At 73.9% G+C, this 12,471-nt stretch carries 11 protein-coding genes; 4 read left to right on the plus strand and 7 right to left on the minus strand.

What is annotated here, in order from left to right:
* Positions 1 to 732, minus strand: coding sequence for an SseB family protein (locus ABZ876_RS18940; protein ID WP_361781955.1), 732 nt, complete (start codon positions 730 to 732; stop codon positions 1 to 3).
* A 150-nt stretch (positions 733 to 882) separates the two neighbouring features.
* Here ABZ876_RS18940 and ABZ876_RS18945 point away from each other — a divergent pair, with 150 nt between their 5' ends.
* The gene (locus ABZ876_RS18945; RefSeq protein ID WP_361781958.1) at positions 883 to 1,845 is read left to right on the plus strand and encodes a serine hydrolase; all 963 of its coding nucleotides are present in this window, start codon (positions 883 to 885) and stop codon (positions 1,843 to 1,845) included.
* Between the two features lie 53 nt (positions 1,846 to 1,898).
* Here ABZ876_RS18945 and mycP read toward each other — a convergent pair whose 3' ends face one another.
* The gene (mycP, locus tag ABZ876_RS18950) at positions 1,899 to 3,074 is read right to left on the minus strand and encodes a type VII secretion-associated serine protease mycosin (RefSeq protein ID WP_361781961.1); all 1,176 of its coding nucleotides are present in this window, start codon (positions 3,072 to 3,074) and stop codon (positions 1,899 to 1,901) included.
* Positions 3,071 to 4,006, minus strand: a complete 936-nt coding sequence (locus ABZ876_RS18955; RefSeq protein WP_361781964.1) for a hypothetical protein — start codon at positions 4,004 to 4,006, stop codon at positions 3,071 to 3,073. Before ABZ876_RS18955 ends, mycP begins: the two co-directional genes overlap by 4 nt.
* A gap of 1,004 nt (positions 4,007 to 5,010) precedes the next feature.
* Here ABZ876_RS18955 and ABZ876_RS18960 point away from each other — a divergent pair.
* A complete protein-coding gene (locus tag ABZ876_RS18960; protein WP_361781967.1) occupies positions 5,011 to 6,213 on the plus strand; it encodes an amino acid deaminase/aldolase in 1,203 nt (400 codons plus the stop codon).
* Positions 6,214 to 6,312: 99 nt separating this feature from the next.
* Here ABZ876_RS18960 and ABZ876_RS18965 read toward each other — a convergent pair whose 3' ends face one another.
* From ABZ876_RS18965 to ABZ876_RS18975, 3 genes are read right to left on the minus strand one after another with little or no spacing between them, the layout of a single operon-like run.
* Entirely contained in the window at positions 6,313 to 7,104 is a 792-nt protein-coding gene (locus tag ABZ876_RS18965; protein WP_361781970.1) for a 3-oxoacyl-ACP reductase, read from the minus strand.
* The gene (locus ABZ876_RS18970; protein ID WP_361781973.1) at positions 7,101 to 8,480 is read right to left on the minus strand and encodes an aldehyde dehydrogenase family protein; all 1,380 of its coding nucleotides are present in this window, start codon (positions 8,478 to 8,480) and stop codon (positions 7,101 to 7,103) included. Before ABZ876_RS18970 ends, ABZ876_RS18965 begins: the two co-directional genes overlap by 4 nt.
* 11 nt (positions 8,481 to 8,491) lie before the next feature.
* Positions 8,492 to 9,862, minus strand: a complete 1,371-nt coding sequence (locus ABZ876_RS18975) for a glutamine synthetase family protein (protein ID WP_361781976.1) — start codon at positions 9,860 to 9,862, stop codon at positions 8,492 to 8,494.
* A gap of 75 nt (positions 9,863 to 9,937) precedes the next feature.
* On the opposite strand from ABZ876_RS18975, the gene ABZ876_RS18980 reads away from it, so the two are divergent.
* Positions 9,938 to 10,675, plus strand: a complete 738-nt coding sequence (locus tag ABZ876_RS18980) for an FCD domain-containing protein (protein WP_361781983.1) — start codon at positions 9,938 to 9,940, stop codon at positions 10,673 to 10,675.
* Between the two features lie 89 nt (positions 10,676 to 10,764).
* Positions 10,765 to 11,454 (plus strand): gamma-glutamyl-gamma-aminobutyrate hydrolase family protein, encoded by a 690-nt coding sequence (locus ABZ876_RS18985; protein ID WP_361781986.1) that lies wholly within the window; start codon positions 10,765 to 10,767, stop codon positions 11,452 to 11,454.
* Positions 11,455 to 11,480: 26 nt separating this feature from the next.
* On the opposite strand, the gene ABZ876_RS18990 is transcribed toward ABZ876_RS18985, so the two are convergent.
* Positions 11,481 to 12,404: a LysR family transcriptional regulator gene (locus ABZ876_RS18990; protein WP_361781989.1), complete on the minus strand. Its 924-nt coding sequence runs from the start codon at positions 12,402 to 12,404 to the stop codon at positions 11,481 to 11,483.
* Between the last annotated feature and the right edge of the window lie 67 nt (positions 12,405 to 12,471).

Genomic DNA, 12,471 nt, shown 5'->3' on the forward strand with positions numbered 1-12,471 from the left:
TCACCCGCGTACGTACAAGGGCTCGCCCGGAGGCGTCACCCCGGCCGGCAGCAGTGCCAGGTCGAGACCGCGCACCAGGCGGGCCCTCAGCGTTTCGTCGGCCGCCAGCCGACCGGCGAGGGCGCGGGCGGCCTCAGCCGGTGCCGCCGACGGGTCGAGGACGAGCGCCAGGGTGCCGTCGGCCTGGCCGGGGCCCAGATGGGCACGGACCACCGAGGGTTCCGCGGCGACGGCCGAGCGTACGGCCTCGACCACCGCGGGGTCCGCCAGCGGATCGGCACTGGTGCGGCCCTCGGCGAGCGCCAGCAGCGCGGGGCCCGTGAGCTCGAAGGGCACCGGCCCGGACACGTCCAGCACGATCGTGTCGGCCTTCTCGTGCGCCGCCGCCTGCAAGGCCCGGTGCAGCGGTACGGCGACGGGGCGGGCGCCCGGGTCCCAGCGTGCCAGCGCCTCCGTGGACGTGAAGGCGGGCAGCGCCGTACGGCCTGCGGCCCGGAGCGTCGGTACGGCCATGTCGCTGGTCTTCTCGCGGCGCAAGCCGTTCTCGTCCTGCTCCACTTCCCCGAGGACCGCGACCACGGGCACGAGAAGCCGTGCGTCCTTCAGCGCCTGAAGGACGGGCCCCACGGCACCGCGGTCCTCGGCCCACCCGGCGAGCGCCGCGCTCAGCCGGGGGTCGGCCGCACCGTCGTCGCCGGAGAAGCCGGAGTCGGGAATGTTCTTGTTCGCCACGGTCACCGACCCTATCGGGCGGTCTTCGCCGGGCCGGTGCCGACCCTGGAACACGGCGGTCACCCGTCTCACGGGTTTCTCAGACGGCGCTGACACGGATTTCACGTCCGTCAAACGGCGCGCACAGCGGCCGCCCCGAGCATCGCGGGCATGGAGTCCCGCAGAGCCCCCCGTCGCCGCCGTGCCCGCCCCTCGCGGCGCCGTCCACTGCTCTGCACGGTGCTGGCGTCGGCCGTCATCGTCGGCGGTGCGGCCGTCGCGACCGCGTATGTGAGAGCGCAGGCGCACGCGGACGGAGGCGCCGTATCGTCGCAGCCGTCCGCGACGCCACCGGCGTCGGCCACGGTGAGCGAGGAGGCATCGGTGGAACCTGCGGCGAAGTCGTCGGCGGACCGGGACTCTCTGCTGGCGAAGGCCATGAAGGCGGTGGCCGTCGAGGACGGCGCGGACGTGGCGGTGGCGGTGCTGGAGACGGACTCCGGTGAGAGCGCCGGGTACGGCGACGGCTCCTTCGACACGGCGAGCATCGTGAAGGTCGACATCCTGGCGACGCTGCTGCTCCAGGCACAGGACGCGGACCGGCACCTGACCGAGCGGGAGCGGACGTACGCCACCGCGATGATCGAGAACAGCGACAACGCCTCCGCCTCGGCGCTGTGGACGGCGATCGGGCGGGCGGACGGCCTCGACACCGCGAACAAGCGTTTCGGCCTCACGGACACCGCGGGCGGCGACGGCGCGCAGTGGGGGCTGACCCAGACCACGGCGGCCGATCAGCTCACCCTGCTCCGGCAGGTGTTCGGCGACGCGTCGGAGCTGAGCGAGGCGTCGCGGACGTATCTGCGGGGGCTCATGGGCGACATCGCCGAGGACCAGCGCTGGGGGGTGTCGGCGGCCGCGGACGGCGCGCAGTGGGCCCTGAAGAACGGCTGGCTGCCGCGCAGCACGACCGGACTGTGGGACATCAACAGCATCGGGCGTATCACGGCCGGCGGACACGACTACCTGGTGGCGGCGCTGTCGAACGGCAACTCCACGAAGGCTAAGGGCATTTCGCTGGTGGAGGCGGCCGCGCGAGCGGCGGTTTCCGCGTTCACGGACGACCCGGCCTGAGAGCCGGGGCGGAAGGCGGGAGCGCCTGTCCGGGTCAGGGGTGCAGGCGTGCCTCAGAACCCCGCGGAGCGTGCTCTGCCACGGCCTCGCCACAGCACCACGGACACGGCCAGCAGCACCGCGCCCAGTCCGCCCGCCAGCAGACCCGCCCAGTCCGGGGGCCCGCTGCCGTCGCCGGCCGTGTCGGGGCCCGGGCCGAAGTACTTCCTGTCGTACTCCGCCGGCCGGGCGTCCTCCGGCTTGAGATTCGCCGCCGCCGTGACGGCCGCCGCGGGATCCACGAAGCCGAAGCCGCGGGAGTCGTCGCGGCCGCCGGTGGGGGCGTCATGAGCCGTCTTCTCCAGGAGCCGCTTGATCTGGGCCGGGCTGAGGCCCGGACGGGCCGCCTTGATCAGCGCGACGACGCCCGAGACGAACGCGGAGGCCGCGCTCGTGCCCCAGCCTTCGTAGTACTTGCGGTCGGGGTCGGCGATGACGACGTCGTCGCCGGGCGCGCTGACCGTGGCGTACCAGTGGCGGGTGGAGAAGGAGGCGCGGGTGCCGTTGCGGTCGACGGCGGTCGCGGCGATGACACCCGGGTAGGCGGCCGGGTACGAGATGTGGTCGCCCTTGTCGCCGCCGTTGCCCGCCGAGGCGACGACGACGGCGCCCTTCTTCAGGGCGTACTGCACCGCCTCGTCCTCGGCCGCTTCGGGGTGCGCCGAGTCGGAATCGTCCCCCAGGGAGAGGTTGATGACGTCGGCGCCGTGGTCCGTGGCCCAGCGGATGCCGTCGGCGAGGGCGTTGCCCCGGGTGTTGCGGGCCTTCGAGCGGGCCGGGTCGCCCTCCTCGAGGATGACGCGGACCGGGAGGATCTTCGCCTCGGGGGCGATGCCCATGACGCCGTCCGAGTCGCCGATGCCATGGCCGTGACCGGCGATGAGGCCGGCCATGGCGGTGCCGTGCCGGGCCCAGGGACGGTCGCCGCGCCGGGCGCCGAAGCCCACCATGTCCTTGTCGGCGAGCACGTTGCCCGCCAGGTCGGGGTGGCTCGCGTCCACGCCGGTGTCGAGGACGGCGACGGTCACGCCCCGGCCCTTGGTGGTCTGCCAGACCTCCTGGGCGTGCAGGGCGTCCAGGGCCCACTCCTGGGCGCGGATGCTGTCGGCGTGCGCGGCGGTGGACGGCCCCAGGGCCAGTGAGCCGGCGAGCAGGACGGTCAGCAGGCGGGCGGTCTTACGGGAGTTCATGACGGCTTCTCCGTGGCCCCGGTGACGGACTTGCGGAGGGCGGCTCCGATGCGCTCGGCGAGGCCCCTCGCCTCGTTGCCGAGGCCCGCCTGGGCGGCGGCGGTGGTCGCGCCGGCCTTCACGGCTTCCTCCGCGGGCTGCGGTTCGGTGACGGTGCGGCCGTCGGCGAAGCCGGAGACGGCGTAGGCGACGACGGGGAGGTCGGTGCGGACCGAGATGGTCCAGGAGGCGCGCTGAGCGTCGCCGAAGCCCGCCGCGACGGTGCCCTCGGCCGCGTACGGGCGGGGCATCAGGTCGGTGCGCCGGCCGAGGCCCTCCTTCTTGAAGCGGCCCGCCACGGCACTCATGGCGGCGGAGTCCGCGCGCGTGAACAGCAGGCCGACGGTGGTGACCTGGCTGCGGGTGGCGTCTGTGTAGGTGGCACGCAGCAGCCGCAGACAGCCGGCGGGGGCGAGGGCCTTGCGCAGCAGCGGGTCGAAGGCGTCCTTGCAGCCGCTGTCGGGGGCGACGGCGACGCGTGTCCAGGTGCGGTCGGCGCCGCCGGGGCCCGCGCCCGGGCCGTGGACGGTGGGCGGGAAGAGCTGGTCGACGGGCACGTCGTGCCAGAGGCTTCCGGCCACGGCATACGCCCCTTGCGCGCCCTCGCCCGGACCGTCGCCGATGAGCCAACTGCCGGTGACGGCACCGCCGATGAGTCCGATCCCGAGGACCACGCAGACGGCGGCCGCGGCGGTGCGGGGGCCCGTCAGGGCGCCGAGAAGCCGTGGGCGCGCCGTGTCGGCGTCACGGGTGTCGGGCCGGGCGAAGGTGACGATGGGGCGGGACGCGGTGAGGGGGCGGGCCTGGTCGGGGACGGGCCGCAGGCGCGCGGTGGTCTCCACGATGCCGTCGACGGGCAACGCGGCTGCGACGTCCGCCGCGTCACCCGCCATGGACGCGCCGACGGCGGGCGGCGTATCGGGAAAACGCGCGGAGGCCGCCGGCGGGGGCGGGGTGCCGAGACGAGGGTCCGAGGGCCCGTGGCGGCCGGCGGGAGCGCCCGCGTAGGCCTCGGGGTCTTTACCGGGGGCCGGGGCGGAAGCGGGGGCGGGACGCCGGGGGTCGGGCACGGGGGGAGGCGGGGCGGTCGCGGGAGCGGAAGCCGGGGCGGTACGCCGAGGGTCGGACACACCGGAAGGCGAAGCTGCCGCAGGGCCGGAAGCCGGGGCCGCCGTGGCCCCCGAAGCCGGGGCGGGCTGCCGGGGGTCGGGCACGCCGATCCGGAAGGGCCGCGGGACCGCACCGGAGCGGGCAGACGCACCGGACCCGGAGGGCACGTCGAACCCGGAAGCCGCATCGGACCGAGGAGCGGTCGCCGGGCGGGACGCAGCCGCGCGCGAGGGGATCCCGCGCGGCGGCCCGCTCGGCCGGGGCGGAGTGGCGAGACCGGCGGGGGCGTCCTGCCCGGGTGCGCTCCCCGCCACGGGCGGCTGCTCGGGACGGGGCGCGACCGCGCCGCGGTCGCGCGGCGCCGGCACGGGCGGGCCCTGCGGAGCGGGAGGCGTACGGTCGGTCCCCGCGGGCGCTGTGCCCGGCGGGCTCGACGGGCGGGGCGGGTTCGTCGGACGCGGAGGGATGGAGGCGCGGCGCGCTTCCGTACTCATGCACCCCCCGTTTCGTCGTGGCCCGGCGGCCCCGGGGTCTGCCGGGGCGTTCGACCGCCCGTGGGGAGCGGTCCCTACGTGCGGTGCGGGCCGCGCCGCCCGTCCCTGGGCAGGCCTACCCGCGCGGGCGGACGCCCATCCCCGGCATACGCGCCCGGGCCGGGCCGTCACTTCCCGCGTGCGCGTCACTCTACGGGTTGATCCCCCTCGAACGGGAACCAGACGGCGGCACCGGGGCATCTGCCCGGATCGTCCCTCTACCCTGCGGAATTGGCATCTGGCAGGCTTCGTTCATGACTGCCCGCGCCGCAGACCGGGTCCGCTACGACCGGGCCACCGCCCCTCTCGACGCACCCGTCGCGATCGTGGATCTGGAGGCGTTCGACGCCAACGCCGACGATCTTGTGCGCAGGGCCGGCGGCAAGCCGATCCGGGTCGCCAGCAAGTCCCTGCGGTGCCGTGCCCTGCTCGAGCGTGTCCTGTCCCGGGAGGGTTTCGCGGGCGTCATGTCCTTCACGCTCGCCGAGTCGCTGTGGCTGGCCCGGTCCGGCTTCGACGACGTGCTGCTCGCCTATCCGTCGGCCGACCGCCGGGGATTCGCCGAACTGGCGGCCGACCCGAAGCTCGCCGCCTCCGTCACGGTGATGATCGACGATCCGGCCCAGCTTCGCCTTATCGACGAGGCCCGCGACGGCGGCCGCGAAGTGGTGCGTGTCTGCCTGGAGTTGGACACCTCGCTGAAGCTGCTCGGCGGGCGGGTGCGCGTCGGCGCGCGGCGCTCGCCGCTGTACTCGCCCGCCCAGGTCGCGCGGATGGCACGGGTGGTGGCGCGCACCCCCGGTTTCCGGCTGGTGGGCCTCATGGCGTACGAGGGCCATATCGCCGGTGTGGGCGACGCGGTGGCGGGCCGGCCGGTGCGGTCGCGGGCCATCCGGCTGATGCAGGCCACGGCGCGCAGGGAGCTGGCCCGGCGGCGTGCCGAAGTGGTGCGTGCCGTGCGGGCCGTGGCGCCGGACCTGGAGTTCGTCAACGGCGGTGGAACGGGCAGCGTGCAGTACACGGCCGCCGAGGACGCGGTGACCGAGATAGCGGCGGGCTCGGGGCTGTATGTGCCGCGGCTGTTCGACAACTACACCTCCTTCCGCGGGCGCCCGGCCGCGCTGTTCGCGCTGCCGGTCGTGCGTCGCCCGGGGGTGGGGGTGGTGACCGTGCTGGGCGGCGGCTACCCCGCCTCCGGAGCCGCGGGACGCGACCGGCTGCCCGTCCCGTATCTGCCCGAGGGGCTCGTCTACGACCCCCAGGAGGGCCCGGGCGAGGTGCAGACACCGCTGCTGGGCGCACCCGCCGACGACCTCCTCCTCGGCGACAAGGTGTGGTTCCGGCACGCCAAGGCGGGCGAGCTGTGCGAGCGGTTCGACGTGCTGCACCTGGTGGAGGGCGCCGAGGTCACGGCGACCGTGCCGACCTACCGCGGCGAGGGACACACCTTCCTGTAGGCGGCGGGAGGCACGGGCCGTGCGGCCGCCGGGGCGGCGGCCGCGACCAGGGTCCACACAAGAGGATGTCTCCTATGACGTGGCCCGTACCCCTTGCCCCTAGAGCGGTGTGACGTACGCGCCCGAGATGCCGCCGTCCACCAGGAAGTCGGTGGCGTTGACGAAGGAGGAGTCGTCGCTGGCGAGGAACGCGACGGCGGCGGCGATCTCCTCGGCCTCCGCGAACCGCCCGAGCGGGATGTGGACCAGTCGGCGCGCGGCTCGCTCCGGATCCTTGGCGAAGAGTTCCTGCAACAGCGGGGTGTTGACCGGTCCGGGACACAGGGCGTTGACCCGAATGCCCTCGCGGGCGAACTGCACGCCCAGTTCCCGGGACATGGCGAGCACGCCGCCCTTGGAGGCGGTGTACGAGATCTGCGAGGTGGCCGCGCCCATGCGGGCGACGAACGACGCCGTGTTGATGATGGACCCCTTGCCCTGGCGCCGCATGTAGGGGATCGCGGCCTTGCAGCACAGGTAGACGGAGGTCAGGTTGACTTCCTGCACCCGCTTCCAGGCCTCCAGGCCGGTCTCCAGGATGGAGTCGTCGTCGGGCGGGGAGATCCCGGCGTTGTTGAAGGCGATGTCGACGCTGCCATAGGTGTCGTACGCCGCCTCGAAGAGTGCCTCGACCTGCTCGGCGTCGGTGACGTCGACCTTCACGAACAGCCCGTCGACCTCGTCGGCGGCGGCCTTGCCACGGGTCTCGTCGATGTCGCCGCAGACGACGTGGGCGCCCTCGGCGGCGAGCCGGCGCGTGGCGGCGAGACCGATGCCGCTGCCGGCTCCGGTGACGACGGCGGTCCGGCCGACCAGGCGGCGGCAGATGGTGTCCGGTGTCTGCGAGGTCACTGTGCGGGGCCCTCCGTGCTGATGAAGACGTTCTTGGTTTCGGTGAAGGCGCTCAGGGCATCCGGGCCGAGTTCACGGCCGATCCCCGACTGCTTGAAGCCGCCGAAGGGGGTCCAGTAGCGGACGCTGGAGTGGGAGTTGACGGACAGGTTGCCCGCACGGACGGCCTGGGAGACGCGCAGCGCGCGGCCGACGTCCCGGGTCCAGACGGAGCCCGAGAGACCGTAGGGGGTGTCGTTGGCGAGGCGGATCGCGTCGGCCTCGTCATCGAAGGGAAGCACGACGGCGACCGGCCCGAAGACCTCCTCGACGGCCACGCGCGCGTGCGGCTCGACCTCGGTGAGGACGGTGGGCGGGAACCAGAAGCCGGGGCCTTCGGGGGCCTTGCCGCGGATGCCGGGCGCGTCGGGGTCGACGTAACCGCGGACGCGTTCCAGTTGGGCTCTGGAGATCAGCGGGCCCATCTGGGTGCTCTCCTCGGCCGGATCGCCGACGACGACCGATTCGATCGCGGGGGCGAGGAGACCGAGGAAGCGGTCGTGGACGGAGCGCTGGACGAGGATGCGGGTACGCGCGCAGCAGTCCTGGCCGGCGTTGTCGAGGAAGGACATGGGGGCGCCGGCCGCGGCGGCGTCGAGGTCGGCGTCGGCGAAGACGATGTTGGGGCTCTTGCCGCCGAGTTCGAGCGTGACGCGCTTGAGGAGGGCGGAGCCCTTGGCCAGCACCTGCTTGCCCACGGCCGTCGACCCGGTGAAGACGATCTTCGCCACGCCCGGGTGCTCCACAAGCGCCCGGCCCGCTACCGGGCCGTGGCCGGGCAGCACCTGGAACAGGCCGTCCGGCAGCCCCGCCGCAAGGGCCAGTTCGGCCAGGCGCAGGGCCGTGAGCGGGGTCGTCTCGGCGGGTTTGAGGAGCACGGCGTTGCCGGCGGCGAGCGCCGGGGCCGTGCCCCACGCGGCGATCGGCATGGGAAAGTTCCAGGGCGCGATGACCCCTACGACACCGAGCGGCTCCAGGATGGTGACGTCCAGGCCGCCCGGGACCGGGATCTGACGGCCGGTGAGCCGCTCCACTCCCCCGGCCGCGTAGTCGAGCAGGTCGCGGACGTTGCCCGCCTCCCAGCGGGCGTTGCCGATCGTGTGTCCGGCTTCGCGGACCTCCAGCCGTGCGAGTTCTTCCAGGTGTTCGTCGACCGTCACGGCGAACCGGCGCAGCTGCCGGGCGCGGTCGCCGGGCGGGAGTGCCGCCCACCGGGACTGTGCCCGCGCGGCGCGTACGACGGCGGCGTCCACGTCGGCCGTGTCCGCGGCGGGGACGGTGGCGAGGACCTGCTCGGTGGCCGGGTTGAGTACCTGGAGTTCCAGCGGACTCGACAAGGAAGGACCTCCTACATGCGTTCGAAGGAGCGGCGCAGCTCCCAGTCGGTCACCGCGGCGTCGAAGGCGGTCAGCTCGACCCGGGCCATGTTGCGGTAGTGCGCCACCACTTCGTCACCGAAGGCGGCCTTGGCGATGGCGCTGTTCCCCCAGAGTTCGGCGGCCTCGCGCAGGGTGGTGGGCACGTGCTCGAAGTCGGCGGTGTAGGCGTTGCCGGGGCAGGGGTCGGGGAGTTCCAGCTTCTGCTCGATGCCGTGGAGGCCGGCCGCGACCATCCCGGCGACCGCGAGATGCGGGTTGACATCGCCGCCGGGCACCCGGTTCTCGAAGCGCAGCGAACGGCCGTGGCCGACCACCCTGAGGGCACAGGTGCGGTTGTCGTGTCCCCAGGCGACCGCGGTCGGGGCGAAGGAGCCGGGCTGGAACCGCTTGTAGGAGTTGATGCCGGGGGCGTACAGGAGCGAGAAGTCGCGCAGGGCGGCGAGCTGTCCCGCGAGGAAGTGCCGCATCACCTCGGACATCCCGCCGGGGTCCTCCGGCGCGCCGGGCATGACGGTGCGCCCGTGCTCGTCCGTGAGCGAGAGGTGGATGTGACAGGAGTTGCCCTCGCGCTCGTTGTACTTGGCCATGAAGGTGAGCGAGACGCCCTCCTGGGCCGCGATCTCCTTGGCGCCGGTCTTGTAGAGGGCATGCTGGTCGCAGGTGACCAGGGCCTCGTCGTACCGGAACGCGATCTCGTGCTGGCCGGGGTTGCACTCGCCCTTGGCGGACTCGACGGTGAGGCCGGCGCCCGCCATCTCGTTGCGGATGCGGCGCAGCAGGGGCTCGATGCGGCCCGTGCCGAGCACGGAGTAGTCGACGTTGTACTGGTTGACCGGGGTCAGCCCGCGGTAGTTCGCGTCCCACGCCTGCTCGTAGGTGTCCTTGAAGACGATGAACTCCAGTTCGGTGCCCACCTGGGCAGTGAGTCCCAGGGCCGCGAGGCGCTCCAGCTGCCGGCGCAGGATCTGCCGGGGCGCGGCGGCCACGGGGGCCCCGTCGCCCCAGGCCAGGTCGGCGACGACGAGGGCCGTACCGTCGTGCCAGGGCACCCGGCGCAGGGTGCTCAGGTCGGGGCGGAGGGCGAAGTCGCCGTAGCCGCGGTCCCAGGAGGACATCTCGTACCCGTCGACCGTGTTCATCTCGGTGTCGACGGCGAGGAGGTAGTTGCAGCCCTCCGTCCCGTGCTCCAGTACCTCGTCGAGGAAGAATCGGGCGGCGAACCGCTTGCCCTGGAGGCGCCCTTGCATGTCGGGGAAGGCGAGGACGACGGTGTCGATCTCGCCGCCCGCGACGAGAGCGTGCAGCTCCTCGACACCGAGCGGGGGTGTGCGGTGTGCCACGGGAAGTCTCCTTCGGTCCGCCGAGAGTCATAAGGTATTTCCGAGAACCATTTTTTGGGAAGGGGGCGCGGCCATATGTCGCAGGCGGAGTCCGGCGGCGGCCCGCGGGACCGGCTGACACCGGTGCTGCGGCCCGTACGGGCGGGCAACGGCTTCGAGGAGGCGCTGGAGCAGATCCTCCAGGTCGTCCGTCTCGGGCTGGTGCCCGGTGGTGAACGGCTGCCCGCCGAGCGGGAGTTGGCGGAACGTCTCGGGATCAGCCGGGTGACGCTGCGCGAGGTGCTGAAGGTGCTCCAGGACCAGGGTCTGGTGGAGTCGCGGCGCGGGCGCTACGGCGGCACGTTCGTGCGCCCGCGCGCCGACGTGGGCGGCGAGGACGAGCTGCGCCGGCGCGTCGAGCGAACCGACATCGAGGACGTGCTGCGGTTCCGCGAGGTGCTGGAGGTGGGGGCGGCGGGCCTGTGTGCGGCGCACGGCCTCACCGGGGAGCAGGCCGAGCGGCTGCGGGAGGCGCTGGCGCGGACGCAGGACGCCCCTCTCGCCGAGTACCGGCGGCTGGACACGCTGCTGCACCTCACGCTGGCCGAGTTGTGCGGCTCGCCCTCGCTGACGGCGCAGTACGCGGCCGTCCGGGCGACGGTCAACGACCTGCTCGACTGCATCCCGCTGCTGGTGCGGAACCTGGAGCACTCGCAGCGGCAGCACGAGGCGCTGGTGGAGGCGGTGCTCGACGGTGACGCGGACGGCGCGCGGGAGATGACGCGGGAGCACTGCGCGGGGACGGCGGCGCTGCTGCGGGGTTTCCTGGCGTGAGCGCGCCGGTACGCGACCCCGGACTCACGGTCCGTGCACGTCCCGATAAAGGTATACATTCATTCCATTGGATCCCCGGGGAGGCCCATGTGACCGGACGACCGCTGATCGGCGTGAGCACGTATCTCGAGGCCGGCACCCGCTGGGGCCGGTGGGAGCTGGACGCGGCGCTGCTGCCGGCGGGCTATCCGGTACTGGTGCAGCGGGCCGGCGGACTGGCCGCCATGCTGCCGCCGGACGATCCGGCGCACGCGGCGGCCACGGTGGCCCGGCTGGACGGTGTGGTGATCTCGGGCGGCCCGGACGTCGACCCGTCCCGCTACGGCGCCGAGCGCTCCGCGCGGACCGGTTCGCCGGCGCCCGAGCGGGACGCCTGGGAACTCGCCCTGATCGAGGCGGCACTGGCGTCCGGCACCCCCCTGCTCGGTATCTGCCGCGGGATGCAGCTGCTGAACGTGGCCCTGGGCGGCACGCTCGTGCAGCACATCGAGGGGCATGTCGAGCGGGTGGGGGTGTTCGGACGGCACACGGTCAAGCCGGTGCCGGGCACACGGTACGCGGAGGTGGCGCCGGAGTCGGTGTCCGTGCCGACGCACCACCATCAGGCGGTGGAACGGCTCGGCCAGGGGCTGGTGGTGTCGGCGTACGCCGAGGACGGCACCGTCGAGGCGGTGGAGCGGCCGGGGCCCGGGTGGGTGGTGGGGGTCCAGTGGCATCCGGAGATGGGCGAGGACCTGCGGGTGATGGGGGCGCTGGTGCGGGCCGCGTCGTCCACGTGACCGCGCCCGGGGCCGCCACCCCGCAATCAGTCCCGGGTCAGTCCCAGCAGGTCCCGTCCCGGACCCGTCGGCCGGTGCCCCGTGCGCCATACCGCCCGCAGCGCCCGGTCCAGCCGTACGCCCTCCACGGGAACGCTCACCAGGCGGCGGGCCGAGAGCTCCTCCCCGACGGCGAGTTCGCTCAGCACCGCCGGGCCCGCGCCGCTGATCGCGGACGCCTTGACCGCCGTCGTGGAGGACAGCTCCAGCAGGGGGCGGGCCAGGCCGCCCAGGGCCGCCTGGAGTACCTGGCGGGTGCCCGAGCCCTCCTCCCGCAGGATCAGCGGGGTCAAGGCCAGTTCCCCGGCGGACAGCGGCACACGGCGGCGCGCCCAGGGGTGCCCCGGTGCCGTCACCACGATGAGCCGGTCATGGGCGACGACCACCTCGTCCAGGCCGGCCGGCACGGTCAGGCCCTCCACGAAACCCAGGTCCGCCTCGTCCGCGAGCAAGCGCCCGGCGACCGCCGCCGAGTTCCCGGCCAGCAGCGACACCGCCGTGTCCGGCCGTTGCGCCCGCAGCGCGATCAGCCAGCCGGGCAGCAGATACTCCGCGATCGTCATGCTCGCGGCCACCCGCAGCCGTGAGTCCCGCCGGCCGCGCAGCGCCTGTGCCCCCGCGTCGAACGCCTCCGCTGCCTCCACGATCCGCCGCGCCCAGTCGGTGACCAGTGCCCCGGCGTCGGTCAACCGTGAGCCGCGCGGCGAGCGGTCCACCAGCGCCACGCCCAGCTGCCGCTCCATGGACCGGATCCGGCTGCTGGCCGCGGGCTGGGTGATCCCCAGCTCCCGCGCCGCGCGCCCGAGGCTCCCCAGCCGGGCGACGGCGAGCAGCAGCTCCAGGGCGCCCAGGTCCGGCACCCGGTGCGCCAGAGGGGCCACCGGGGTCGCTGTGTCCTCGCCCGTACTCATAAGCACAGCTTATGTCCTCATAGAGACGTGGTCCCTGGTCGGCAGCGTGGCCGCGGGGGACCGTGCA

Source organism: Streptomyces sp. NPDC046931, assembly GCF_040644655.1.
Classification (GTDB): Bacteria; Actinomycetota; Actinomycetes; order Streptomycetales; family Streptomycetaceae; genus Streptomyces.